The organism is Paenibacillus sp. FSL R7-0179, assembly GCF_038002265.1.
GTDB lineage: Bacteria > Bacillota > Bacilli > Paenibacillales > Paenibacillaceae > Paenibacillus_AQ.
Genome location: NZ_JBBOCC010000001.1, coordinates 2,066,631 through 2,091,099, shown reverse-complemented (window position 1 = coordinate 2,091,099; position 24,469 = coordinate 2,066,631). Strand labels below are relative to the sequence as shown.

Genomic DNA, 24,469 nt, shown 5'->3' with positions numbered 1-24,469 from the left:
ACAATTGTTAGCTCAGACTCAACGTTTAACCTTGGTGGAACAGGTGGCCTACCAGATCCAAGAGAAGATCGAAAGCAGCGAATGGCAAGTAGGGACGCGTATTCCTCCAGAGCCGGAGCTAATGGAGCAGCTTCATGTCAGTCGTAATACCTTAAGGGAAGCGATTCGGGCTCTAACCTATGCGGGTCTGCTCAAGACCAGACAAGGGGACGGCACATATGTCTGCTCCTCCAGTGTTTTGGGGTCAGTGATTAGAAAAGTAATAGAACATACCGATAAGTTTGAGAGCCTGGAGGTCCGGTATGCATTAGAGAGAGAGGCGGCTGCCCTGGCTGCGCTCAGGAGAGACGAGGAAGATTTGGCGGCACTTCGGACATGTCTTGACCAGTGCAGACAAGCAGCCGCCCGGCAAGATCTTGAAGCTTATGCCTATTTGGATGTGGAGTTTCACAAAATGGTGATAGCCGCTTCGCATAACCAATTGATGTCGAATTTATACAATCATATTTCCGCGGCGCTGCAAAACATGATTTTGGAAATGAAGGATCTCAAAACCGTAGATTTTTATCTCGATTCTCATGCCCTGCTCTATCAAGCCATTGCTGACCAGAATAGTCATCAAGCGGAGGAGGCTGTTCGTTTATACATTGATAAAGCCCGTACACAGGAGGCACATCTATGAGTTCACCAGAACAATTGTTAAACAAGCACGATGGAATATCCAATACCGGTATTAAGAAGCAAACGACACTCTGGTTCATGATCATAGGAATTATTTTTATCGCAGCGAATTTGCGCGCCCCTCTCACATCAGTGGGACCCTTGGTCAGCCTTATTCGGGACAATGTGCATATTTCTAATACTTTAGCAGGCCTGATTACTACAGTTCCACTAATTGCATTTGCCCTATTATCACCTTTTGTACCCAAATTAGGACATAGATATGGTATAGAACGAATTATCCTGATTTCTCTGATTTTTTTAGTCATAGGTATTGCTGTTCGGTCGTTATCTGGAGCAGCGACATTATATGTTGGAACTGCAATTCTGGGATTTGCTATTACTATATGTAATGTATTACTTCCCAGCCTGATTAAACGGGAATTTCCGCAGCAAATGGGGACTATGACAGGGGTCTATTCAGTTTCCATGAATCTATGCGGGGCGATTGCTTCCGGTATTAGTATTCCCTTAGCTGTGGGAGCAGGTATGAACTGGCAAGGTGCTCTGGGAGTATGGGGAATACTTAGCATCATCTCCATTCTCTTTTGGATACCGCTGCTCAAGACTCCAACGAAACCCGCCATTATTAGTAACAGCACAGGTAAGAACCATCAGGTTAAAATATGGCGCTCTCCATTAGCTTGGCAGGTGACTCTTTTTATGGGAATTCAATCAGCCATTTTCTATGTGCTGGTTGCCTGGTTGCCTGAAATCCTAAAAGAACAAGGCATCAATTCAAGTCAATCCGGCTGGTTTCTCTCGGTTTTGATTATGGCTTCCCTCCCCTTTGCATTTATCGTCCCTGTTATGGCAGGGCGTATGTCTAACCAGCGGTCCTTAGTGGTTATTACAACAATCCTACTTTTAATCGGAACGCTTGGGCTTCTCTATAGCAGTATCCAACTGCTTCTGTTGTGGGTAATTATTCTTGGAATTGGAGCGGGCTTTGCCTTTGGCTTGTCTATGATGTTTTTCGGCTTGCGCACTCAAAGTGCCCATCAAGCGGCGGAATTATCGGGCATGGCCCAATCCATCGGGTATCTGCTGGCAGCCATCGGCCCGGCGCTGATTGGATACCTGCATGATGCCACTCATAGTTGGAGTGCTCCACTCCTGATTTTGGTTGGCGCTTCTGCTCTCCTCGGTATTGTTGGTCTAGGTGCAGGCAGAAATCAATTTGTGGGTTCGGCGCGCAAAAAATTAAAAATTTCATAAATGAAGAGCCCATATCCGATTCCGATGTGAATTCATGAAATCAAAAAAGCGATAGTCATGGACGAGAAATAAATTCCCAGACTTTCGCTTTTTCATTGAAGGAAACCATAAAACAGAGCGCAGACCCTCCCCAAAGTCTTCCTTCAGCAAGCCGCGCAAAAGCACCTCCGAACCGGGTATATATTCCTCTGACGGCATGGTTGTTACATTCATCATTCCTAATTGCTGTTCCATGGGGCAGCCTCCTTTGCAATATCCCCCCCTCTCCGCCTGAGCAAACTGACAGCGGTCAGCTCATACAAGGACGAATGGGGATTGTTTCGCGGTACCACCCAAGTTCGCTGCCACCCTCGCGGATGCAGCCTCATGAGGTAAAACTAATGCCTTACTTGTGCGTTATCGAGTACCATTTCGGTTAAGCTTTATGATTATTGAGCTCTTGTACCCGGTAGGTTAACGATAGAAGTCAACCATTTCTCCAAACAACCGTTTAATAAATTCGAGCTCGCTTTCGTTATATTTTTCCAAAAATTCGTACATTCTTTGCTTTTCCTTCGCATGAAGCTCATCATGAGCAGCAAATAGCTTTTTGCCGACAGACGTTAGCCGAAAGTACACTTCCTTTTTGTTGTCGTTGAGCTGGGCTTTTCGAACCCAACCTGCCTTTAATAATTTATTTGCGATCTTGGAGGTATTTCCTTTGCTTAAATTTATTCTCTCCGCGATGGAAGTGAGATTGATCGGCTCCTGCTCACCGATGCACGCAATGATGTGCAGTTCCGTCATATTCAAGCTGAATTCTGATTCAATATGTTTCCGGATATCCTCCAGGTATGTGGCAGTTATTCGGGTTTCATACTGCTCTTTTTGCTCAAGAAACTGAACGAAAAATTCATGAATGGCGGTTTTGTTCTTACTGGCAGTATCCATGATTATGCTGGCTCCTTAACTTGTTTTTATCATTATATCACATATTGTTTTACATGAAACAAATTATCATAACTTATTATTATTGGGGTTGACAGAACAAATAGCAACAAAGTAAACTAATATTGTTTCATATGAAACTAAATAAGCATATAATTTTCATCACACTTGTTTTAACAGGCAGTAAAAAAGGTTCTAACGAAACAATAATTGATGAAGGAGGTTTACTGGAAATACTTGACCACTTTTCAAGAGAAGATTTATATATATGGGAATGGAGCCTACCTGCCTATGGAAATTGTGAATCCGAAGATATTGACGGACAAGGTTACATCTGTAATTTCTCATGTCGTGGTAACTACTGCCTCCAAATTGGCTTTCATCTCAGGTCAGGTCTCTGTAGATGAATCAGGAGCATTGATCGGTTCAGGGGATTATTACGCGCAAGCGATTCAAGTGTTCACCAATCTTAAGTATGCTTTGGAAGCCGTGCAAGCGGATCCCTTGTGCATTGCAAAAATGAATATTTTTGTCGTAAACCACAGCCCGGATTTGATTTCGATTATTTTTAAGGCCGGATTCCATGTGTTTGGCCCTAACTGGCCGAGGACAGCAAGTACCTATATAGGCGTTCAAGCACTAGCCGATCCTGAATGGCTTATCGAAATAGATGCTATCGTGATCTTCCCATAATGTATAAGAAAAGAGGTTGTTGATATGAAATATGAAGTCATCCTGATCGGTGGCGGTCCTGTCGGCATGATGTTGGCTGGAGAATTGGCCTTAGCCGGTGTAAAGGTGTGCGTCATTGAGCGACTAAAGGAGACAACCCCATATTCACGTGCGCTTACCGTACATCCACGCACGCTTGAAATATTAGATATGCGTGGAGTGAAATCACAATTAATCAAGCAAGGCCGCTTACTTTCGAGAGGACATTTCGCCGGATTGGAAACTCCTTTGGATTTCTCGGTGTTGGATTCTTCTTCCAATCACACCCTCTTTTTACCGCAGAGTGAGACAGAGAAGGTGCTGGAGGATTGGGCTCTTAGTCTTGGCGCGGAGGTCTTGAGAGAGGTCGAGGCTCTGTCTGTGCATCAGGATGAGAATGGGGTCGACGTTAAGATCGCGGGACCGCATGGAGAAACAACGTTAAGATCAGCTTACGTGGTAGGTACGGATGGAGCCAGAAGCTTGGTTCGCAAACACGCAAATATATCCTTTGAAGGTACAGATGCGACCTTCACGGCTATTCTGGGGGATGCTGTTCTATCTGATTTGGCTCCTATGAGTGTCATATCCCGAATTACAGAACAAGGATTGGTCAGCATCATTCCAATCAATGATCATATCTATCGAGTCTTGATGATCGATATGGAGAGACGTAACGTCTCCAAGGATGAGAGCGTTACATTGGAAGAGTTTCGTTCATCGCTCATCCGTACGACCGGAAGTGACCTGGGATTGAACGATGTGAAATGGATGTCCCGATTCGGAAATGCTACGCGGCAAGCGGAACGCTATCGGAATGGCCGATTGTTCTTGGCGGGAGATTCGGCGCACATTCATTTTCCCGCTGGTGGACAGGGAATGAACGTCGGCTTACAAGAAGCGATGAACTTAGGCTGGAAGCTTGCAGGAGCAATCAAAGGCTGGGCTCCAGACTGGCTATTGGACAGTTATCATGCCGAACGTATTCCATGGAATACGGCCTTGCTCCGGAATACCGAGGTCCAGACCCTGCTTCTGGACGTGACGCCTCTCATCATGGAACTGCGAAGCATGCTGGCTAATCTGATTCAAATACCGGAGGCTAATTATCAAATCGCTGCACAAATTTCTGCCCTAGACGTACATTATGTACCCGACGCCGAAGCGCCTTCCCATCCTTTAAACGGGAAACGTTTCAAAGATCTAAGCTTAAAGCTGAAAGACGGGCAATTAATTAACTCCTACCCGCTCTTGCACAAAGGTACTTTTCTTCTGTTGCATTTCCATTCTGATGAACAGAATAGCGGTCAATGGGAAACGTATAGCAACCTTCAAGTGGTACATGCCTCTTTGACTGAGGCTGACGCAGATTGGAACGACGTCCACACGGCGCTGATTCGGCCGGATGGACATATTGCCTGGGCGATTTCTCTATCCGATCCCAATCCAATTCAAACCATAAAAGAAGGAATCATTCGCTGGTGCGGAGACATTACCGTGTAGTAATTCGCTTGAGGTGTGTAACAATAGATTTTGAATGATCCGAGAAAAATAAAAACGGCCCATTAGATGAAGAGTCTAATGGGCCGTTCCTTTTAAAAATAATACCGGCGAGAGGACTCGAACCTCCACGGTTTCCCACTCGATTTTGAGTCGAGCGCGTCTGCCATTCCGCCACGCCGGCGTATACATATACAATTCCTAAAAAATAATGGAGGTGCCACCCAGATTTGAACTGGGGATAAAGCTTTTGCAGAGCTTTGCCTTACCACTTGGCTATGGCACCGAAAAAATGGAGCGGACGACGGGAATCGAACCCGCGACCCTCGCCTTGGCAAGGCGATGCTCTACCGCTGAGCCACGTCCGCATATAATGGCTGGGGATATAGGAATCGAACCTATGAATGACGGAGTCAAAGTCCGTTGCCTTACCGCTTGGCTAATCCCCAACAACTTATTGAATAAAAATGGGGCGACTGATGGGTCTCGAACCCACGAATGCCGGAACCACAATCCGGTGCGTTAACCCCTTCGCCACAGTCGCCATATGAAGCTTTTAAGTTGTATTCCTATGTAATTCTTATAAAAGAAATGGGGCGACCGATGGGTCTCGAACCCACGAATGCCGGAACCACAATCCGGTGCGTTAACCCCTTCGCCACGGTCGCCATATGATTCTTTTATATGAAATTACTTGGCAGGGGCAGCAGGAATTGAACCCACACCAACGGTTTTGGAGACCGTTGTTCTACCTTTAAACTATGCCCCTAAAAAATGGTGGAGGCTGATGGATTCGAACCACCGAACACGTACGTGAGCAGATTTACAGTCTGATGCGTTTGGCCACTTCGCTAAGCCTCCACGGGATGGTGCCGGCGAGAGGACTTGAACCCCCAACCTACTGATTACAAGTCAGTTGCTCTACCAATTGAGCTACACCGGCATATTAAGTTGTATATGGTGGCGCGGGAGGGAATCGAACCCCCGACACAAGGATTTTCAGTCCTTTGCTCTACCGACTGAGCTACCGAGCCATAAAAGTGATTCTGTAAAGATGGCGGAACCGACGGGATACTCTTCACTACGTTACGAGATTGCGGTGTAATGCTAACGAAGCTTATGCTCCAACGAACCCATAATGGATTCTCATCCCTGAAGCAATTAAAGATGGCGGAACCGACGGGATTCGAACCCGCGGTCTCCTGCGTGACAGGCAGGCATGTTAGGCCAACTACACCACGGTTCCAGGTTTGGTACTTTGTGAAGATTGGTTGCGGGGGCAGGATTTGAACCTGCGGCCTTCGGGTTATGAGCCCGACGAGCTACCGGGCTGCTCCACCCCGCGTCATTGAACATAATCTATTCGGTTAAGATAGATGGTGGAGGCTGAGGGGTTCGAACCCCCGACCCTCTGCTTGTAAGGCAGATGCTCTCCCAGCTGAGCTAAGCCTCCATATATGACTCGTATGGGATTCGAACCCATGTTACCTCCGTGAAAGGGAGGTGTCTTAACCCCTTGACCAACGAGCCATGCTGTAAATACATTTACTCTCATCCCCTTGCAGGGAGGTAACGCTACGGAGAGAGAGGGATACTCTTCACTTCGTTACGAGATTGCGATGTAGTGCTAACGAAGCTTATGCTCCAACGAACCACAGAGGGTTCTCATCCCCTTGCAGGGAAGTACAGCTACGGAGAGAGAGGGATTCGAACCCTCGAGACGCTTGTGGCGCCTACACGATTTCCAATCGTGCTCCTTCGGCCAAACTCGGACACCTCTCCATATGGCTCCCCGAACAGGACTCGAACCTGTGACAACTCGATTAACAGTCGAGTGCTCTACCAACTGAGCTATCAGGGAATATACATACCAGGCTTAATCGCCTGAAAACTGAATCCGAAACGAATCTGCGTGATCGAAATTTGGATAAGCCCTCGACCGATTAGTATTGGTCAGCTCCATGCATTGCTGCACTTCCACCTCCAACCTATCTACCTCGTCGTCTTCAAGGGGTCTTACATACTGGGAAATCTCATCTTGAGGGGGGCTTCACGCTTAGATGCTTTCAGCGCTTATCCCGTCCGTACGTAGCTACTCAGCCATGCTCCTGGCGGAACAACTGATGCACCAGCGGTACGTCCATCCCGGTCCTCTCGTACTAAGGACAGCTCCTCTCAAATTTCCTGCGCCCACGACAGATAGGGACCGAACTGTCTCACGACGTTCTGAACCCAGCTCGCGTACCGCTTTAATGGGCGAACAGCCCAACCCTTGGGACCTACTTCAGCCCCAGGATGCGATGAGCCGACATCGAGGTGCCAAACCTCCCCGTCGATGTGGACTCTTGGGGGAGATAAGCCTGTTATCCCCAGGGTAGCTTTTATCCGTTGAGCGATGGCCCTTCCATGCGGTACCACCGGATCACTAAGTCCGACTTTCGTCCCTGCTCGACTTGTAGGTCTCGCAGTCAAGCTCCCTTATGCCTTTGCACTCTGCGAATGATTTCCAACCATTCTGAGGGAACCTTTGAACGCCTCCGTTACTCTTTAGGAGGCGACCGCCCCAGTCAAACTGCCCGCCTGACACGGTCCCCGTACCCGCTTAGGGTACCAGGTTAGAACCTAGATACGATCAGGGTGGTATCCCAACGGCGCCTCCACAGAAGCTTGCGCTCCTGCTTCTACGGCTCCCACCTATCCTGTACAGATCGTACCCAAATTCAATATCAAGCTGCAGTAAAGCTCCATGGGGTCTTTCCGTCTTGTCGCGGGTAACCTGCATCTTCACAGGTATTAAAATTTCACCGGATCTCTCGTTGAGACAGCGCCCAAGTCGTTACGCCATTCGTGCGGGTCAGAATTTACCTGACAAGGAATTTCGCTACCTTAGGACCGTTATAGTTACGGCCGCCGTTTACTGGGGCTTCGGTTCACAGCTTCGGATTGCTCCTAACCGCTCCCCTTAACCTTCCAGCACCGGGCAGGCGTCAGCCCGTATACTTCGCCTTACGGCTTCGCACAGACCTGTGTTTTTGCTAAACAGTCGCTTGGGCCTTTTCACTGCGGCCCCCTCGGGCTATTCACCCTACCGAGGCACCCCTTCTCCCGAAGTTACGGGGTCATTTTGCCGAGTTCCTTAACGAGAGTTCTTCCGCGCGCCTTAGAATTCTCTTCTCGCCTACCTGTGTCGGTTTGCGGTACGGGCACCTTCTCCTGACTAGAGGCTTTTCTTGGCAGTGTGAGATCATGACCTTCGCTACTGTAATTTTCGCTCCCCATCACAGCCCAGCCTTCACGGTGTGCGGATTTGCCTGCACACCAGCCTCACTGCTTAGACGGACATCCATCAGTCCGCGTCACTACCCTCCTGCGTCACCCCATCGCTCATAGCGGATTACGGTGGTACAGTAATTTCAAACTGTTGTCCTTCGACTACGCCTGTCGGCCTCGCCTTAGGTCCCGACTTACCCTGAGCGGACGAGCCTTCCTCAGGAAACCTTGGGCTTTCGGCGGATCAGATTCTCACTGATCTTTTCGTTACTCATACCGGCATTCTCACTTGTGTAGTGTCCAGCGCTCCTTACGGTACACCTTCAACCCCTACACAACGCTCCCCTACCCCAGATGCAAAGCATCTAGCCATAGCTTCGGTGGTGTGTTTAGCCCCGTTACATTTTCGGCGCAGAGTCACTCGACCAGTGAGCTATTACGCACTCTTTCAATGGTGGCTGCTTCTAAGCCAACATCCTGGTTGTCTGTGCAACTCCACATCCTTTCCCACTTAACACACACTTGGGGACCTTAGCTGATGGTCTGGGCTGTTTCCCTTTTGACAATGGATCTTAGCACTCACTGTCTGACTCCCGGCAAGAAGGTAATGGCATTCGGAGTTTGACTGAGCTTGGTAACCCTTGCGGGCCCCGCACCCAATCAGTGCTCTACCTCCACCACTCCATTCACCGAGGCTAGCCCTAAAGCTATTTCGGGGAGAACCAGCTATCTCCGAGTTCGATTGGAATTTCTCCGCTACCCCCACCTCATCCCCGCATTTTTCAACATGCGTGGGTTCGGGCCTCCAGTGCGTGTTACCGCACCTTCACCCTGGACAGGGGTAGATCACACGGTTTCGGGTCTACGTCCACATACTCAGTCGCCCTATTCAGACTCGCTTTCGCTGCGGCTCCGGCTTCTCACCTTAACCTTGCATGTTAAACGTAACTCGCCGGTTCATTCTACAAAAGGCACGCCATCATCCATAAAGAGGACTCTGACTTTTTGTAAGCACACGGTTTCAGGTTCTATTTCACTCCCCTTCCGGGGTGCTTTTCACCTTTCCCTCACGGTACTGTTTCACTATCGGTCGCCAGGTAGTATTTAGCCTTAGCAGATGGTCCTGCTGGATTCATACGGGGTTTCACGTGCCCCGCACTACTCGGGATCCGTCTCGGAGAGAATACCATTTCGGCTACAGGGCTTTTACCTCTATCGCGGGCCTTTCCAGACCTCTTCGCCTACCGTATTCCTTTGTAACTCCATGTGAGACGTCCCACAACCCCAAGGGGCAAGCCCCTTGGTTTAGGCTGTTCCGCGTTCGCTCGCCGCTACTGACGGAATCACTATTGTTTTCTCTTCCTCAGGGTACTTAGATGTTTCAGTTCCCCTGGTCTGCCTCTGCGTATCCTATGTATTCAGATACGAGTAACTGCGAATTACCACAGCTGGGTTTCCCCATTCGGACACCCCCGGATCAAAGCTTGCTTACAGCTCCCCGAGGCAGTTTCGTTGTTCGCCACGTCCTTCGTCGGCTCCTGGCGCCTAGGCATCCTCCGTGTGCTCTTAGTAGCTTAACCAAATCGCTCCGGTATTGGCTTATTCGCTCATCTTGTTTTGAATAGCGCAACCGGATCACTCCGCCTGCTAGAATATTCAAAGCCAAAAGTCCCTCATAATCCAAAACCATCGCTCAGTATCGCTAAAAACTTCAAAACTTGTTTACACAAGTTCAGCTTAAAGGAATGTTCTAAAACGCAAATTCGTTTCGGTATCCAGTTTTCAAGGATCAAGTTTCTTGCGTGAGAGTTTGAGCTCTCAAAACTGACCAACGAGTGAGTAACTAGCCGACCGGCTAGATTTAAGATTTGAATGTTTCCGTTGCAGGAAACGATTCTCCATAGAAAGGAGGTGATCCAGCCGCACCTTCCGATACGGCTACCTTGTTACGACTTCACCCCAATCATCTACCCCACCTTCGGCGGCTGGCTCCCTTGCGGGTTACCCCACCGACTTCGGGTGTTGTAAACTCTCGTGGTGTGACGGGCGGTGTGTACAAGACCCGGGAACGTATTCACCGCGGCATGCTGATCCGCGATTACTAGCAATTCCGACTTCATGCAGGCGAGTTGCAGCCTGCAATCCGAACTGAGACCGGCTTTGCTGGGATTGGCTCCACCTCGCGGCTTCGCTTCCCGTTGTACCGGCCATTGTAGTACGTGTGTAGCCCAGGTCATAAGGGGCATGATGATTTGACGTCATCCCCACCTTCCTCCGGTTTGTCACCGGCAGTCACTCTAGAGTGCCCAGCTCAACCTGCTGGCAACTAAAGTCAAGGGTTGCGCTCGTTGCGGGACTTAACCCAACATCTCACGACACGAGCTGACGACAACCATGCACCACCTGTCTCAACTTTCCCCGAAGGGCACCTGATGCATCTCTGCTTCGTTAGTTGGATGTCAAGACCTGGTAAGGTTCTTCGCGTTGCTTCGAATTAAACCACATACTCCACTGCTTGTGCGGGTCCCCGTCAATTCCTTTGAGTTTCAGTCTTGCGACCGTACTCCCCAGGCGGAGTGCTTACTGTGTTAACTTCGGCACCAAGGGTATCGAAACCCCTAACACCTAGCACTCATCGTTTACGGCGTGGACTACCAGGGTATCTAATCCTGTTTGCTCCCCACGCTTTCGCGCCTCAGCGTCAGTTACAGCCCAGAAAGTCGCCTTCGCCACTGGTGTTCCTCCACATATCTACGCATTTCACCGCTACACGTGGAATTCCACTTTCCTCTTCTGTACTCAAGTCACCCAGTTTCCAGTGCGACCTCAGGTTGAGCCCAAGGTTTAAACACCAGACTTAAATAACCGCCTGCGCGCGCTTTACGCCCAATAATTCCGGACAACGCTTGCCCCCTACGTATTACCGCGGCTGCTGGCACGTAGTTAGCCGGGGCTTTCTTCTCAGGTACCGTCACTCCGGCAGCAGTTACTCTACCGGACGTTCTTCCCTGGCAACAGAGCTTTACGATCCGAAAACCTTCATCACTCACGCGGCGTTGCTCCGTCAGGCTTGCGCCCATTGCGGAAGATTCCCTACTGCTGCCTCCCGTAGGAGTCTGGGCCGTGTCTCAGTCCCAGTGTGGCCGTTCACCCTCTCAGGTCGGCTACGCATCGTCGCCTTGGTGGGCCGTTACCCCACCAACTAGCTAATGCGCCGCAGGCCCATCCCCAAGCAGCAGATTGCTCCGCCTTTCATTCTCTCCTCAGGAGAAGAAAGAAATTATCCGGTATTAGCTACCGTTTCCGGTAGTTATCCCAGCCTTGAGGGCAGGTTGCCTACGTGTTACTCACCCGTCCGCCGCTAAGTCTGAAAGGAAGCAAGCTTCCTCTCAGACTCCGCTCGACTTGCATGTATTAGGCACGCCGCCAGCGTTCGTCCTGAGCCAGGATCAAACTCTCCAAATTGGTATTTAGAAAGAGCGATTGCTCATTTTGAAACATCTGACGAGAATTTACATTCTCTAATTTTGGATCTCACCGAAGTGATCTCCAGATACTCACTCGTTGTTCAGTTTTCAAAGATCAAGTTCATCTTCCGTCGCCGTTTTTTGTCTCAGCAGCGACCTTTATAATATATCACAGCGCCCTCGTTTTAGTCAACCTTTTTTTCAATTTCTTTTTTCGGCTGATTTACGACTGCATTGCTGCGCATCGTTATGTCAGAGGGACGAGTTATAATTTATCATAAGAACTGCACCCTAGTCAACCCTAAATATTATGCTCTCCCTCAGCTCTTCTACAAACCCGGAAAAATAAAAAAAGAGAGTATATTCACTCTCTCCATTCTCCCGCTAATGCTATCTATATAGAGCTACTACCGCCAGTGGGCGATTTATTAGTTTAGAGCGTATAACGAATGGCATGACCATCTCCGGCGTCCACTGCCCAGGATGCTATCTCCCGAATTAATGAACGGGATACCAGCTTGCGAAGCACAAGCGGCAATTCTGCCTGGAGCGGGCTGAGCCCCGAATGCTGCAGAAGCTCCTTCATACTCCACGCCTCCTTACGGCTGCCCAGAATATGAAGCAGCATGGTACAGCACTCCTCCATTTTTGACATGAGGGCAAATTCACAGGCAAGCAGAATCAGTTCAATTCTCTGGTCCAGTGTCTCTGTGCTGATAGTCAATTCTTCGTATAGCTTATGGACCGGGGAGTTGAGGCTTTTCACCTGCCCCCATACTGCCGGTTCCGGGAAATCCCCCGCTTCACTCACTTCAATGCGCGCCCAATGATACAAAGCAATAAGTACGCAATTATAGGCGTCCATGGTACAGCCTGCCTCAATATACCGCTTGGACTTAATATACATATGTAAAAAACGGGCGAATTCCATAAACATTACCCGTTCTTTAAGCGGGCCCTCAAACTGAATGAGCTGCTTGCGCATCTCCGCCAAGATCCCCTTCGGGTCCCAGAGTACCTCTCCGGATATCAGGCTGCTCAGCAGCTCGTTGTTATCCCCTGCCATGACAGCACGTTCCAGTGCAGACAGACCTACATGCACCGATTGTGTCCGCTTATCACCGGCAATGCTATGGGTTATGATGCGTTCCGTCTCCTGTTCCTCGTGCAGCAGAAGGACCACCATATCAAAATCATGCAATAGCGCACTTTGAAACGTGGCATCCCCTCTTTGCCGCCAAGCAACGGCTCCAAGAACATTCTCCTCAAATGTCTCCCCGCTTAATAGGGTCAAATTGGACAGTTCCATACTTCCCTCCATCAAATTTGGCGATTTTGCGTCCGTCAGTTATAATCTCTATACATAAGCTTATTCTACATATTCATGCCAGTTCCTCCTGAACAACCGAACTATATTTCAGTTAGGAGATCATACTCATGAAATTTAAATCGGCCAAAATCAATGCTTTTCGCACCTGGGGACTGCTTCTGACCATGCTGGGCATGGGTCTCATGATCATGGGAACCGCAGGCATCGTATTCTGGGGATCTGCCGGAAAAGTCGTCGCTGCTGTCGGTCTTGTCATTGGACTCGTCTCCATGATGGCCAGTCTGGCTATTTATTTCTGGGCGGGCATGCTCTCAACCAGTGCAGTTCAGGTGGAATGTCCGGAGTGCCATAAGCTGACCAAAATGCTGGGCAAAACCGACCGCTGTATGTTCTGCCACACCATCCTCACCATGGACGCTGCACAAGCTACTATTACCGCCGAAGAGCTTGAAATCCAACAGCTTAAACATTAACCCTGTTCATGAAGCGTTAACTTCAATCATTTGTTGTGATGTGGGCATTCAGATTTTCTTGCAAAAAAGGTGTTGTCCTCCCTAGGACAACACCTTTTTTATGATTATGATCAGCAGGAGATCATTCTTATTTAATAATTCCCTTCAATGCTTCCCAAGCCTCCGGACTGGCGAAGCTCCGGTTCCAGGCGGCCACTCCGCCCAGCTTCAAGGACTGGGCCAGCTCTACCCTGGCTGTGAGCGAGGTGCTGTCCTCGATCCAGATTTTGCGGAGAACATCATCTTCCTTATACTCCACATAGTTCTGTCCGGCTTCCTTATCGAATACCGGTGTCAGCTTCTTCTCGGCGATAATCTCCTTGACCGCATTCATGCTGACGGCCTTGGAGCTTACTTTGGTCTTGCCCTTCTCGGTGGCTTCCGTCCAGATCCGCGTATAGAGCGGCACTCCCAGAATCAGCTTCTCTGACGGCACCATATCCTCCTCGATAATCCGGTTCATAGAGGTCTTAACCCATGGTAGAGAGGCTACTGAGCCTGCAACCGGACTGGCTGCCCAGTGCTCGTCGTAGGCCATTACAATCAGGAAGTCTGATGCGGCTGCAAGCGCCGAGCGGTCGAGGAACAGGGACCACATCTCGCTCTTGGACTTCGGCGTTACGTCAATAGAGACAATCAGATTCCGGCTCTGGGCCATCGGCTTGAGTTCCCGCATGAACTGGGTTACGTTCGGTCCATCCTTGGTGTACACATTCTCGAAGTCGATATTAATCCCGTCTAAGTTATACAGGTCTGCATACTTAAGCATCTGCACAATGGCATTCATCCGATTGTCATACGTGGATAAGGCTTCCGTAGTCAAATCAGGTTCAAAGCTGTTGCTCAGCAGCCCCCATACCTCCATCCCCTGATTATGCGCCCAATCCACATAAGAGCGGTCCGCCTGGCTGCGCACATTCCCCTTCACATCAATAATGCTGAACCAGGTGGGGCTAACCACATTAATTCCAGGCAAGGCTGCAAATTTGGCCGGGTTTGGCTTGCGTTCGTACACGGCTTCCCAGAACATGTTAACCGGTTTATCCTTCCAGCTGCGCTGCGCACGTGTAGGTGTTTCGGGCTTCTTTTCTACCGTTCGGGTGCCGTCTCCGGTAATATCATCAGCCTGGGCGTAGCCCGAATAACCATTATCAAGCTGGGCGTATACCCAGTCCTTGGTGTCCGTGTTCCAGATCCGTACAACATCGCCAGGATTCATATCGGCCAAAATCGGTGCATGCACCGAAGGTTCACTGCGCAGGGCTTTCGTTTTCCCGCCTTCTTTACCCTTCACCTTGCCAAGCGGCACCGATTCTCCCGCAGTCATTAGCAGCACCGCACCGGTATTCGCATTCTCTTCGATCTCGAAGCCGTACAGATTCTCCAGTGTATCTGCCGGAAGATAGGTCACTTTATCTTTAACCTCGGGAGCAAGGCGAAGCTGCAGAGGTTCATTGTTCAGAGCTGCGGCCTTGGATTCCTCCTGCATGTACAGCAGACTGCTGTCCGTTGAGAGGATGACTGATTTGCTCTCTTTTTCATAACGGATAGAAGGATCTACATATTCCTGCAAAAAAGGCAGCGGTAAAAGCAGACTGTCCCCCGTACCCGATGCTGAATAGCCGGTAAGCTGTCCCTTCACAAAAATCGGCTTGTCCAGCCCCTTCCAGTCCGGGTCCAGATGCTGGCGGTTCGGCAGTACATAATAAACAACCCAAAAGGCTGCGGCGGCTATGATGACAAGTCCCAATAAGCGGCGAGTAAGACTTCCACGCTTCGTGACGCGTCTTTGTCTCTGTCTTCTGTCCAAAATAGGTCCTCCAAACCGTTCGTTGAATTTTAAAAGCAGGCAACACTTCTGTTAAGTATACGCCATGCAGGCGAGCTTGGTTGCGCGAATCTGTTGGAAGGTTTGTATTTTTGTAACAGCTTGATTGTATCTCCATACAAAAAAAGCGTGCAGAATCCGTATTTGGACTCCACACGCTTACCGGTACTATTTCATTCAGTGCTGCTTCTCGCCGCAGCCTTTGCACACACCGTACAGCTCCATACGTAATCCATGAATCTTGAAGCCTGTAGCCTGTTCGGCCTGCAGCTCTACCTCATGAAGAGTAGAATAGCTGAAATCCTCAATCTTGCCGCATTCCTGGCAGATAACATGATAATGATCAGATACATTGGCGTCGAAACGGCTGGAATTATCACCGTAGGTCAGCTCACGGACCATACCTGCTTCCATGAACATCTTAAGATTGTTATACACAGTTGCCACGCTCATGCTCGGAAATTGAGGCTCAAGAGCCCGGTAGATGTCGTCTGCCGTAGGATGATTCATCGCTTCCATCAGATACGTTAGAATCGCATGACGCTGAGGCGTAATACGAACACCGGTTGTTTTGAGTTGCTCCAATGCATGCTGTACGCCACTACCCATCCATGCCACCGCCTTTGATTATACAACTTAATAATAATTCTAATGTAATTGTATGACTCTGCTTTCTACGTTGTCAATGAAGTCATTACATTATATTCATTATTATATAATAAAAATTCCTTATTTCAATATTTGCTCACATTTAAATTGCTGTTTCCGTCTACGCGCAGCTTGAATTCGCCGGTTCCGATTTGGCCGGAAAGCACCTTTTTATCAATCACAAGCCCTGGCAGGTCTGTTACGATGTCTCCATAGCCGCTGGAGCCTTCCACCGTATAATTACCCGTCAGCGGCAGGAATAGTTCAATATCCCCCACTGCACTGTAAATATCCCAGTCTCCCCCGAAATCTCCGGAGCGGATGCTGATCCGGCCGTTCAGGGATTCGGCATGCAGCTTGGATCTTGCTCCGGATACCTCCACATTGCCGTTCTTCGTGGACAGATCCAGTGTATCCCCGCTGTCATATGCCGTAATGTTGCCGACTGCCGTGGACAGCTTCAGAGCGCCTCTGACATCCCAGGCCCCCATATCGCCTCCGCTTGTCCCCAGCTCCACATTGCCCAGGACATCTCTGGCGCGTACTGCGCCGTTTAAGGTTTTACCTTTTACATTGCCGTAAATGCGGTGCAGGATCAGCTCCCCGTTCCCTGTCTCCAGCGAGATGTCTGCAATAGCTTCCACATTCTGCAGCGTAATTCCGCCGTTCATCGTACGGACGTTCAGGTCGAACCGCCGGTCTTCCGGCAGGGAGATATCGAGGTTAATCCGCGGCTGGCGTTTGCCGGATTCACCGTACGCCTTACTCTGGGGTGTAATCTTGATCGTTGTGCCCTCTGTCACCTCGACAAAAGACTGATCGGCTATGGATTCAGCCAGTACCCCGTCCAACTGGTCCACCCATACGGTTGCCGTAATCTCGATATCCTCCACAGCAGCCCGGTGAATGAGAATGTCTCCATTAATAGCGTCAATATTGACCTTGGAGGTGTTCAGTTCGACCGGCACCATTACCGGAGCCTTCGTATAAGAGCTTCCTTCCGCTTCCCCGTAATCGACCGCCGCCACGGTCAGGTTAAGACTCACCTTGTTCCACAAATGCAGATAGTGCTCCTGCTCGGTTACGATAAACACACAGGCAGCCAGTATTACCGCAGAGAACAATCCCCGCAGATCCATACGCGCTCTTCCAGCCGTACCATTCTGCTTCAGCCGGCGGAAAAGAATATAGATCAGCAGATACTCTACTCCCCATAATACCGGAATGATGGGCCACCATTTGAGCAGCAGCATCATATAATCTGTTCCATCGCGCCAGTCCAGGAGAAGCAGGATTCCGACAGCAGCCAGCGTTACTGAGGCCGTATATCTGCCGATCCGCCGTTTCTTACGCTCCTTGTCCTGACGCGCTATGGAGTCCCTGGCCATTTCTCTGATTCCCATAAGCAGGCCAAGTCCTATCAGCACCACGGAGACGGCAGCACCGGCAGAGGTCTCAATGAATACGCGAAGCCAGGGCGGCTTTTGCTGAAAAAGGAAGAGCAGCGCCCCGCCGATAAGCAGCAGGAGGCCAAAGGAAATGCCCGGCTCGCTGATCCTTACGCGTCGTCTTGAGGTGGTACCGCCACTCATGGTCTCCAGCTCTTCAGGATCATGCTCTTCAGGATAACGCAGAATCCGGTCTGCGGTCTGGAGCGCGTCAAACACATTATAGAAGTATAACACCGGGATCAGCAGCCCCAGTAAAATCAGCAGCGGTACATTAATCTGCATCCCGATAGATGAGAAATACAGCAGTGCCACAATATCCAGCACAATAAGGAAAATGACAGAAATCCCTTTGCGGAGCAGCCCGAGATAGAGATGTCCCGTGCCGGGAAGCACTGCAGCAAGCAGGCCGGCTATAAATTTACGTTTGCGCGGACGGCGCTTGGGACGGGGAGGGATGTAGGGGCGCTTCAATTCTCCGTCTGCTTCAGACAGCGGCATGTCTGCCTCGTTCTCTTCCTCCCGCACGGGAAGCTCCTCATGATTCTGATAACCGGAATTCATTCTCGGTACTCCTCCTTTCTAAAGTGGGATGTACTCTTGTCATTTCAGCCTGCCTGGCCGGTGAAGCTCCAGCAGTTCTACTCCCGGAGCCACCTCTTCGGACCCGGCAGGAATGAACCCATGCTTGGTATAGAGCGTCACTGCCGGAAGGTTCAGCTTCCCCGTAGATACGATAAACTGCTCCATCTCCGCATAACGGGCAAAGATAAATTCTAACATCCTTCCGGCCACGCCTTGGCGGAAATGATCCGGGCTGACCATCATCCGGGTAACCGTTAGCTTGCCGGGAGACTCCTCTATGACTGCGACAGCGCCGAGCAGCTCTTCCGTCTCATTGAAGCAGCCATAGAACTCCTCTGTGACCCGGCTGAGCATATCCCTCGTCTCCAGCAGCGGCGGTATGTCACGAAACCCGATGATCTCAGCCTCCAGGCGGTAGGCCTTATGCTGAAGGCTCCACAGCTCATCAAGCAGGAACTCATCCTGCAGATCCAGTTTCACGATTGTATCCATCCGTACATTCCCCTTATATACTGCACAGGGCCTGCCGTTGCCGACAAGCCCTGTGCCAAGATTCTATGATCTATTACCCAAAAGCAGTCTATCTGTTCAACACTTCTGTGAGCAGGGTGTTCGCAAGACCCGGGTTAGCCTTCCCTTTGCTTGCCTTCATGACCTGTCCTACAAGGAAGCCGATGGCTTTTTGCTTACCCGCCTTGTAGTCTTCGACCGATTGCGGATTGGCCGCGACCACTTCCTCAACGATTCGTTTGATCGCCCCTTCATCGCTGATCTGAACGAGGCCTTGCTCTTCCACAATAACCGCCGGCAGCTTTCCGCTCTCCAGCATTTCTTTGAATACCGTTTTGGCGATTTTGCTGCTGATGGTTCCGCCTGCGATCAGGCCGATCATCTCGCCCAATCCCTGCGGCGTAATCTTCACCTGGGATAATTCCAGATTATTGCTGTTCAAATATCCGAGCAGATCGCCCATCATCCAGTTAGCGACAGCCTTGGCATCCTGCGTGAAGGCCAGACTGCCCTCGAAGAAGTCCGCAAGCGGCTTGGAGGAGGTGAGCACTCCGGCATCATAGGCAGTCAGGCCGAATTCTTCGCTGTAACGCGCCCGACGGGCATCTGGAAGCTCGGGAATGGTGGAGCGGATCGCTTCCCTCCATGCATCGTCGATATGCAGCACAATCAGATCCGGGTCCGGGAAATAACGGTAGTCATGGGCTTCCTCCTTGCCGCGCATGGACAAGGTCTTGCCTCCGGCTTCATCCCAGCGGCGGGTCTCCTGTACAACGACTCCCCCGTCATCCAGGATCTCTGCCTGGCGGATCTGTTCGTACTCCAGCCCGCGCAGAACCCCGCGGAAGGAGTTCATATTCTTCAGTTCCGCACGGATACCGAATTCTTCCTGGCCTGCCGGCCGCAGGCTGATGTTGGCATCACAACGCATGGAGCCTTCCTCCATCTTCACATCGGACACATCGCAGTACTGCATAATAGCGCGGATCTTCTCCAGGTAAGCACGCGCTTCCTCCGGCGAACGCAGATCAGGCTCCGACACAATCTCAATCAGCGGCGTTCCCACACGGTTGAAGTCAACCAGTGAAGCGAAGCCTCCATCCACATGCGTCAGCTTACCCGCGTCCTCTTCCAGATGAAGACGGGTGATCCCGATCCGTTTGGTCTCTCCGTTCACTTCAATATCAATCCAGCCGCCGAGGCCGATAGGCTGATCGTATTGCGAAATCTGGTAGGCTTTTGGAGAGTCAGGGTAAAAATAGTTCTTGCGGTCGAATTTGCTGACATCGCCGATCGTACAGTTCAGAGCCATTGCCGCTTTCATGGCATACTCCACCGCTTGGCGGTTCAGCACCGGCAGTACACCGGGGTGACCGAGACAAACCGGGCAGGTATGTGTATTAGGCGGCGCGCCGAATTCAGTGGAGCAGCCGCAGAAGATTTTGGACTTGGTATGAAGCTCCACATGAACTTCCAGCCCGATGACCGTTTCATATTTAGACATAGATAATCTCATCCCTTAAAAGTTTATGGTCAACTAACTTCAAGCTACAGTTGCGGGCGGGCCTTGTGATGCTCTGTATGTTGTTCAAAGGCATGCGCTACGCGCAGTACCGTACTCTCATCAAACTCCTTGCCGATAATCTGCAGGCCCACAGGCAGACCTTCCGCGAAGCCGCAAGGGATACTGATGGCAGGAATACCGGCAAGGCTGACAGGAATGGTTAGGATGTCATTCAGATACATGGTCAGCGGATCTTCAGTCTGCGAGCCCAGCTTGAAGGCTGTAGTTGGCGCAGTCGGCCCGATGACAACATCATACTTGCGGAACACTTCGTCGAAATCCTGCTTGATCAAGGTGCGGACCTTCTGTGCCTTCAAATAATAGGCATCATAATATCCGGAGCTGAGCGCGTAGGTGCCGAGCATGATCCGGCGTTTGACTTCAGGGCCGAAGCCCTGGCTGCGGGAGTTATGGTACAGATCCAGTAATCCGCCCCCATCATCCACACGCACTCCGTAACGGACACCGTCAAAACGGGCCAGGTTGGAGGAAGCCTCCGAGGAGGAGAGCAGATAATAAGCGGCTACAGCATATTCTGTATGCGGAAGAGAGACCTCTTCCCACACTGCCCCAAGGCCTTCCAGCACTTTGAGTGCTGCGAGCACCGATTCACGGACCTGGGCATCCACACCTTCACCTAAGTACTCCTTAGGTACGGCAATCCGCAGACCCGAGATGTCACCGGTCAGCGAGTTCAGATAATCAGGTATGTTAACCTTAGCTGAGGTGGAATCCTGGGCATCGTAACCGGCAATTGCCTGCAGGACATATGCGGAATCCTCCACGGTACGGGTAATCGGACCGATCTGATCCAGGGAGGAAGCAAAAGCGACCAGCCCGTAACGGGAAACCAGGCCATACGTAGGCTTAAGGCCGACTACTCCGCAATAGGAGGCCGGCTGGCGAATGGAGCCGCCTGTGTCTGAACCGAGGGTGAAGAAGACTTCCCCGGCTGCAACCGCTGCTGCCGAACCGCCGCTCGAACCGCCTGGAACACGCTCCAGGTCCCATGGATTGCGTACAGCGCCGAAGCTGGAATTCTCATTGGACCCGCCCATGGCGAACTCGTCCATGTTCAGCTTCCCCATTGTGACGGCATCAGCCTGACGCAGCTTGGAGACTACGGTCGCATCATAGACCGGCTGGAAATTGGTGAGAAATTGGCTGGCACAGGTGGTGCGCAAACCTTGGGTCACGATATTATCCTTAATACCGGCAGGCAGTCCGAAGAGCAGACCGCGTGAAGCCCCGGACGCGAGCTTGTCATCAAGCTCGCGTGCCTTGGCACGGGCCCCCTCTTCATTCAGTGTCAAAAAGGCATGAACCTTGCGCTCACGCTCCGCAATAACGGATAGCGAATCCTCGGTCAGCTCACTGACCGAGACCGCTTTGGTGTTCAGCATGTTATGTACTTCAGGTAATCGGTATTGAAACAGGCTCAACTTGCTTCCTCCTCTCAGGTATGGGGTTATTCCAGAACAGCGGGAACCTTGAAATGTCCGTCTTCGTCTTCAGGTGCGTTAAGCAGAGCTGCCTCCTGGGCCAGGCTCTCCTTGACCACATCGTCACGCATTACATTGCTAACCTGCAACACATGGGTGGTCGGCGGAACATTCTCGGTATCCAGCTCATTCAACTTCTCGGCATATTGTAAAATAGCATTCATTTGTTCGGTGAAGGTAGCCTCTTCTTCCGGGCTTAATTGCAGTCGGGCCAGCTTGGCCACATGCTGCACATCTTTGACGGTGATGCTCATAATGAATATCCCTCCTGTTTAAAGGGCTAAAGCGCCCGGATAACGTTTTTAATTATAGGGTAGACGGCCTTACAATTCAATGCGCTTGTCGATTGAGGGGGATATATGGAGAGTAAGCTTACAGAATTCCTGCAGCTAGGGGGCGGCACTGCGATTGTTGCACATGGAGTCACATGGAGCAGGTTTAATGCAGCTTAGCAGATCAAATACGGGATTGGTGTACGTTGTGCAGGAAGCAGAGGATACAAAAAAGCCGGCATTTCGCCGGCTCTTACTTAAATCCAAGCGCGAAGATTCACCTGCTTGATGAAATCCGCCTGGGACAAACTTTCTGGGGATGTTGTCTCTATCTCTTCCGCTTCAACTTCTTCGCCGTTCATCAGGTGATGGAACAGCTTCTCGTTGTACGTTGACAGTGCATAATCTATCAGCGCTTCGTGCGTGGCTCTTTCAGCTTCTGCTACCAGCAATTGCTCCTCGGCCTCAATATCCTCTGCCGTAACATAGAAATTCCGGTTAGCTTCGGGAACACGAATGACATAATCAAACGCATTATCTGGATTGCGGTCGTAAGCAATCAGGTAGCCATAGTCTCCGATAGGAAGACTCTGCTCAAAAGCGTCTGCGACAATGACAATCTTCTCTCCTAAACGCAGCATCATCCTACCTCCTGACAAAATCTATCATGGATTTGCTTGTTTCAACAGTCTACTAAAAAAAGATAGAGCTGTCCAGCAGCAGGATGACTGTACGATGAATTTTCGCAGAAAACACTCTGAAAACTCATGAAAGATCGCTTTCTTATTGCAAAGCTTGCTAGACTGGTAATTTATTTCTTCCAGCGAGCAGTGAGGCACCGGTAATACAAATCATAATCAGGAGCAATGCAGAGACAATCGGTGCCACGCTCACTCCGGTGCCCCCATCTGCAAGCACAGCGGCAGACATTCCGGGCAGAGCAGCAGGCATCCAGTTCAGCTTAACTGGCAACAGGCCATTTACGAGACTCATGACCGCTGCCAGCAAGAGTGACAGGCCGGCAGCTGCAGGCCCGCGCAGCCAGGCACTGAAGAGCAGCGTAAGCGACACTGCACAGAGCAGCCACAGCGCATACAATCCAGACGCTACAATGACATCCCCCCAGGATAAAGCTCCCATAAGCTGTACTGTGTAATAAGCTGCTCCCGCTGCCCCAAGCCCAATGGCAATAACCAGCACCGTGAAGTTCGCGGCCCATTTGGCTGCAACAACGGATATAGAGGAGACCGGCTTAGCCATTAACAGTTCGGAGGTGCCGCTGCTGCGCTCTCCTGCCAGGCTGTTCATCGTTCCCAGCACCAGAATCAGCATGCCAATTGTTCCATACTGGCTTAGGGCCTGAGCCATTACAGAGGACGCGGCCGGTCTCTCCATATTCTCCATCAGTCCAGCCGGGACATTGGAAGAGAACGCCAGGATATCCGCCATATAAAAGCTCACCAGCGGCTGCATAATTCCCAGAACAATAAACACCACGGGAACCCATATCAGCTTATAGCTGCGCACATTCTCCAGCATCTCCTTCAAATACAGAGCCCAAAGCTTCCTCATGTTCCCACCACCTTCATGAACAGGTCCTCCAGTGTCGATGAGCCTGCTTCAAATTGCAGCAGCGGAATATCCAGCTCTACAGCTTCCTTCAAAAGCGTCCGGCGGGCGAGTGCTACATCCGTGACATTGAACATGGCCTTGCTATCCGAAATTAGCGCTTCTTCGATAAAATCCTTGTGTCTAAGCCCTTCTAGCCAGCGGACAGCCGATTCTTCCTTCCCAGTAGTGAGCCGGATTACTGGCAGACTGTATTCTGCGCGGAGACTGGACAAGGTTCCTTGAACGGCTATAGCCCCCTGGTTCATCAATACGACATCATCGCATATCTCTTCCGCATCATGCAGCACATGCGTGGAGAAAATAACGGTTGTCTCCTCCCGGATTTCCCTAAGCAGCTCCATGACTTCCCGGCGTCCGATAGGATCAAGCGCGGAGACAGGCTCATCCAGCAAGAGCAGACGCGGGCGGTGTACCAGGGCCTGGCCCAGCCCGAGGCGCTGCTTCATACCCCCGGAATAACCGCCAATCCGCCGCCGTGCCGCAGAACCCAGTCCCACACGCTCCAGCACATCGCCCGATGCCGCCGCAGCCTCCCGCGCATTCATGCCGCTCATCCTGGCGGCAAATACGATATATTCGTGCCCGCTCATCCAGTTGTAAAAAGCCGGGGCTTGCGGCAGATAGCCCAGCTGCCGGCGGTAATCCGTCCCCGGAGACCCGTCAAAAGTGATTGTTCCGGCAGTCTGCGGCAGAAGACCGGCAAGCATACGCAGCGTAGTTGTCTTCCCGGCTCCATTGGGTCCGAGCAGCGCGACACAGCGTCCCGCTTCAATTCCAAAGCTGATGCCATTCACTGAGGGATGCCCCTTAAAGCTCTTGTGAAGA

Annotated in this window: 18 protein-coding genes, 16 tRNA genes and 2 rRNA genes; 5 read left to right on the top strand and 31 right to left on the bottom strand. The window is 50.8% G+C overall.

What is annotated here, in order from left to right; genetic code table 11:
* The first annotated feature begins 4 nt into the window (after positions 1 to 4).
* Together MKX63_RS09330 and MKX63_RS09325 are read left to right on the top strand one after the other, a co-directional pair.
* A complete protein-coding gene (locus MKX63_RS09330; RefSeq protein ID WP_341018581.1) occupies positions 5 to 682 on the top strand; it encodes a FadR/GntR family transcriptional regulator in 678 nt (225 codons plus the stop codon).
* Positions 679 to 1,938, top strand: a complete 1,260-nt coding sequence (locus MKX63_RS09325) for a CynX/NimT family MFS transporter (RefSeq protein WP_341016672.1) — start codon at positions 679 to 681, stop codon at positions 1,936 to 1,938. Before MKX63_RS09330 ends, MKX63_RS09325 begins: the two co-directional genes overlap by 4 nt.
* On the opposite strand, the gene MKX63_RS09320 is transcribed toward MKX63_RS09325, so the two are convergent.
* Together MKX63_RS09320 and MKX63_RS09315 are read right to left on the bottom strand one after the other, a co-directional pair.
* Positions 1,933 to 2,172 carry a hypothetical protein gene (locus tag MKX63_RS09320; protein WP_341016671.1) on the bottom strand — a complete coding sequence of 80 codons (240 nt, stop codon included), beginning with the start codon at positions 2,170 to 2,172 and terminating at the stop codon, positions 1,933 to 1,935. The two genes, MKX63_RS09325 and MKX63_RS09320, sit on opposite strands and share 6 nt — an antisense overlap.
* 219 nt (positions 2,173 to 2,391) lie before the next feature.
* On the bottom strand, positions 2,392 to 2,868 hold the full coding sequence (locus MKX63_RS09315; protein ID WP_341016670.1) for a MarR family transcriptional regulator: 477 nt from the start codon (positions 2,866 to 2,868) through the stop codon (positions 2,392 to 2,394).
* A 234-nt stretch (positions 2,869 to 3,102) separates the two neighbouring features.
* On the opposite strand from MKX63_RS09315, the gene MKX63_RS09310 reads away from it, so the two are divergent.
* Together MKX63_RS09310 and MKX63_RS09305 are read left to right on the top strand one after the other, a co-directional pair.
* Positions 3,103 to 3,558, top strand: a complete 456-nt coding sequence (locus MKX63_RS09310; protein WP_341016669.1) for a RidA family protein — start codon at positions 3,103 to 3,105, stop codon at positions 3,556 to 3,558.
* A gap of 24 nt (positions 3,559 to 3,582) precedes the next feature.
* A complete protein-coding gene (locus MKX63_RS09305; RefSeq protein WP_341016667.1) occupies positions 3,583 to 5,079 on the top strand; it encodes a monooxygenase in 1,497 nt (498 codons plus the stop codon).
* Between the two features lie 102 nt (positions 5,080 to 5,181).
* On the opposite strand, the gene MKX63_RS09300 is transcribed toward MKX63_RS09305, so the two are convergent.
* The 19 genes from MKX63_RS09300 to MKX63_RS09210 form a co-directional block, all read right to left on the bottom strand.
* Positions 5,182 to 5,260 (bottom strand) — tRNA-Leu (locus MKX63_RS09300).
* A 28-nt stretch (positions 5,261 to 5,288) separates the two neighbouring features.
* A tRNA-Cys gene (locus tag MKX63_RS09295) sits at positions 5,289 to 5,362 on the bottom strand.
* Positions 5,363 to 5,369: 7 nt separating this feature from the next.
* Positions 5,370 to 5,444: transfer RNA gene (locus tag MKX63_RS09290), tRNA-Gly, on the bottom strand.
* A 6-nt stretch (positions 5,445 to 5,450) separates the two neighbouring features.
* Positions 5,451 to 5,525 (bottom strand) — tRNA-Gln (locus MKX63_RS09285).
* Positions 5,526 to 5,544: 19 nt separating this feature from the next.
* Positions 5,545 to 5,620: transfer RNA gene (locus MKX63_RS09280), tRNA-His, on the bottom strand.
* A 48-nt stretch (positions 5,621 to 5,668) separates the two neighbouring features.
* A tRNA-His gene (locus tag MKX63_RS09275) sits at positions 5,669 to 5,744 on the bottom strand.
* 27 nt (positions 5,745 to 5,771) lie between these two features.
* Positions 5,772 to 5,845, bottom strand: a tRNA-Trp gene (locus MKX63_RS09270).
* 6 nt (positions 5,846 to 5,851) lie between these two features.
* Positions 5,852 to 5,937 (bottom strand) — tRNA-Tyr (locus MKX63_RS09265).
* 6 nt (positions 5,938 to 5,943) lie between these two features.
* Positions 5,944 to 6,019: transfer RNA gene (locus MKX63_RS09260), tRNA-Thr, on the bottom strand.
* Between the two features lie 15 nt (positions 6,020 to 6,034).
* Positions 6,035 to 6,110, bottom strand: a tRNA-Phe gene (locus MKX63_RS09255).
* A 134-nt stretch (positions 6,111 to 6,244) separates the two neighbouring features.
* Positions 6,245 to 6,322, bottom strand: a tRNA-Asp gene (locus MKX63_RS09250).
* A 22-nt stretch (positions 6,323 to 6,344) separates the two neighbouring features.
* Positions 6,345 to 6,421 (bottom strand) — tRNA-Met (locus tag MKX63_RS09245).
* Between the two features lie 32 nt (positions 6,422 to 6,453).
* Positions 6,454 to 6,529: transfer RNA gene (locus tag MKX63_RS09240), tRNA-Val, on the bottom strand.
* A 5-nt stretch (positions 6,530 to 6,534) separates the two neighbouring features.
* Positions 6,535 to 6,606, bottom strand: a tRNA-Glu gene (locus MKX63_RS09235).
* Positions 6,607 to 6,768: 162 nt separating this feature from the next.
* Positions 6,769 to 6,858 (bottom strand) — tRNA-Ser (locus MKX63_RS09230).
* Positions 6,859 to 6,861: 3 nt separating this feature from the next.
* Positions 6,862 to 6,937, bottom strand: a tRNA-Asn gene (locus MKX63_RS09225).
* 62 nt (positions 6,938 to 6,999) lie between these two features.
* A 23S ribosomal RNA gene (locus MKX63_RS09220) occupies positions 7,000 to 9,926 on the bottom strand.
* Between the two features lie 324 nt (positions 9,927 to 10,250).
* A 16S ribosomal RNA gene (locus MKX63_RS09215) occupies positions 10,251 to 11,811 on the bottom strand.
* Together the 16S and 23S rRNA genes with 16 tRNA genes alongside form the textbook arrangement of a ribosomal RNA operon.
* A gap of 435 nt (positions 11,812 to 12,246) precedes the next feature.
* The gene (locus tag MKX63_RS09210; RefSeq protein WP_341016665.1) at positions 12,247 to 13,122 is read right to left on the bottom strand and encodes a nucleotidyltransferase-like protein; all 876 of its coding nucleotides are present in this window, start codon (positions 13,120 to 13,122) and stop codon (positions 12,247 to 12,249) included.
* A 128-nt stretch (positions 13,123 to 13,250) separates the two neighbouring features.
* Between MKX63_RS09210 and MKX63_RS09205 the strand changes: the two genes are divergently transcribed.
* Entirely contained in the window at positions 13,251 to 13,616 is a 366-nt protein-coding gene (locus MKX63_RS09205) for a DUF2614 family zinc ribbon-containing protein (protein WP_341016663.1), read from the top strand.
* Positions 13,617 to 13,743: 127 nt separating this feature from the next.
* Here the strand turns inward: MKX63_RS09205 and MKX63_RS09200 are convergent, their stop codons facing one another.
* From MKX63_RS09200 to MKX63_RS09155, 10 genes are all read right to left on the bottom strand, one after another.
* Positions 13,744 to 15,465, bottom strand: coding sequence for a glycosyl hydrolase family 18 protein (locus tag MKX63_RS09200; protein WP_341016662.1), 1,722 nt, complete (start codon positions 15,463 to 15,465; stop codon positions 13,744 to 13,746).
* A gap of 195 nt (positions 15,466 to 15,660) precedes the next feature.
* Positions 15,661 to 16,092 carry a Fur family transcriptional regulator gene (locus MKX63_RS09195; RefSeq protein WP_036696300.1) on the bottom strand — a complete coding sequence of 144 codons (432 nt, stop codon included), beginning with the start codon at positions 16,090 to 16,092 and terminating at the stop codon, positions 15,661 to 15,663.
* A 125-nt stretch (positions 16,093 to 16,217) separates the two neighbouring features.
* Entirely contained in the window at positions 16,218 to 18,143 is a 1,926-nt protein-coding gene (locus MKX63_RS09190) for a DUF4097 family beta strand repeat-containing protein (RefSeq protein ID WP_341016659.1), read from the bottom strand.
* 39 nt (positions 18,144 to 18,182) lie between these two features.
* Positions 18,183 to 18,656, bottom strand: coding sequence for a GNAT family N-acetyltransferase (locus tag MKX63_RS09185; protein ID WP_341016658.1), 474 nt, complete (start codon positions 18,654 to 18,656; stop codon positions 18,183 to 18,185).
* 88 nt (positions 18,657 to 18,744) lie between these two features.
* Entirely contained in the window at positions 18,745 to 20,190 is a 1,446-nt protein-coding gene (gene gatB, locus MKX63_RS09180) for an Asp-tRNA(Asn)/Glu-tRNA(Gln) amidotransferase subunit GatB (protein ID WP_341016656.1), read from the bottom strand.
* Between the two features lie 32 nt (positions 20,191 to 20,222).
* Positions 20,223 to 21,680 (bottom strand): Asp-tRNA(Asn)/Glu-tRNA(Gln) amidotransferase subunit GatA, encoded by a 1,458-nt coding sequence (gatA, locus tag MKX63_RS09175; RefSeq protein WP_341016654.1) that lies wholly within the window; start codon positions 21,678 to 21,680, stop codon positions 20,223 to 20,225.
* Between the two features lie 26 nt (positions 21,681 to 21,706).
* Entirely contained in the window at positions 21,707 to 21,994 is a 288-nt protein-coding gene (gene gatC, locus MKX63_RS09170; protein ID WP_341016652.1) for an Asp-tRNA(Asn)/Glu-tRNA(Gln) amidotransferase subunit GatC, read from the bottom strand.
* 275 nt (positions 21,995 to 22,269) lie between these two features.
* The gene (locus MKX63_RS09165) at positions 22,270 to 22,653 is read right to left on the bottom strand and encodes a hypothetical protein (RefSeq protein ID WP_036696310.1); all 384 of its coding nucleotides are present in this window, start codon (positions 22,651 to 22,653) and stop codon (positions 22,270 to 22,272) included.
* Between the two features lie 157 nt (positions 22,654 to 22,810).
* Positions 22,811 to 23,584: an ABC transporter permease subunit gene (locus MKX63_RS09160; protein WP_341016651.1), complete on the bottom strand. Its 774-nt coding sequence runs from the start codon at positions 23,582 to 23,584 to the stop codon at positions 22,811 to 22,813.
* Positions 23,581 to 24,438: an ABC transporter ATP-binding protein gene (locus tag MKX63_RS09155; protein ID WP_341016650.1), complete on the bottom strand. Its 858-nt coding sequence runs from the start codon at positions 24,436 to 24,438 to the stop codon at positions 23,581 to 23,583. The genes MKX63_RS09160 and MKX63_RS09155 overlap by 4 nt, the downstream gene beginning before the upstream one ends.
* Between the last annotated feature and the right edge of the window lie 31 nt (positions 24,439 to 24,469).

What these genes read in the sequence shown, in the direction of transcription:
- MKX63_RS09325 (WP_341016672.1), top strand. Translation starts at nt 679, where the DNA reads ATGAGTTCACCAGAACAATTGTTAAACAAGCACGATGGAATATCCAAT.
- MKX63_RS09320 (WP_341016671.1), bottom strand. Translation starts at nt 2,172, where the DNA reads ATGGAACAGCAATTAGGAATGATGAATGTAACAACCATGCCGTCAGAG.
- MKX63_RS09315 (WP_341016670.1), bottom strand. Translation starts at nt 2,868, where the DNA reads ATGGATACTGCCAGTAAGAACAAAACCGCCATTCATGAATTTTTCGTT.
- MKX63_RS09305 (WP_341016667.1), top strand. Translation starts at nt 3,583, where the DNA reads ATGAAATATGAAGTCATCCTGATCGGTGGCGGTCCTGTCGGCATGATG.
- MKX63_RS09210 (WP_341016665.1), bottom strand. Translation starts at nt 13,122, where the DNA reads ATGGAACTGTCCAATTTGACCCTATTAAGCGGGGAGACATTTGAGGAG.
- MKX63_RS09205 (WP_341016663.1), top strand. Translation starts at nt 13,251, where the DNA reads ATGAAATTTAAATCGGCCAAAATCAATGCTTTTCGCACCTGGGGACTG.
- MKX63_RS09195 (WP_036696300.1), bottom strand. Translation starts at nt 16,092, where the DNA reads ATGGGTAGTGGCGTACAGCATGCATTGGAGCAACTCAAAACAACCGGT.
- MKX63_RS09190 (WP_341016659.1), bottom strand. Translation starts at nt 18,143, where the DNA reads ATGAATTCCGGTTATCAGAATCATGAGGAGCTTCCCGTGCGGGAGGAA.
- MKX63_RS09185 (WP_341016658.1), bottom strand. Translation starts at nt 18,656, where the DNA reads ATGGATACAATCGTGAAACTGGATCTGCAGGATGAGTTCCTGCTTGAT.
- gatB (WP_341016656.1), bottom strand. Translation starts at nt 20,190, where the DNA reads ATGAGATTATCTATGTCTAAATATGAAACGGTCATCGGGCTGGAAGTT.
- gatC (WP_341016652.1), bottom strand. Translation starts at nt 21,994, where the DNA reads ATGAGCATCACCGTCAAAGATGTGCAGCATGTGGCCAAGCTGGCCCGA.
- MKX63_RS09165 (WP_036696310.1), bottom strand. Translation starts at nt 22,653, where the DNA reads ATGCTGCGTTTAGGAGAGAAGATTGTCATTGTCGCAGACGCTTTTGAG.
- MKX63_RS09160 (WP_341016651.1), bottom strand. Translation starts at nt 23,584, where the DNA reads ATGAGGAAGCTTTGGGCTCTGTATTTGAAGGAGATGCTGGAGAATGTG.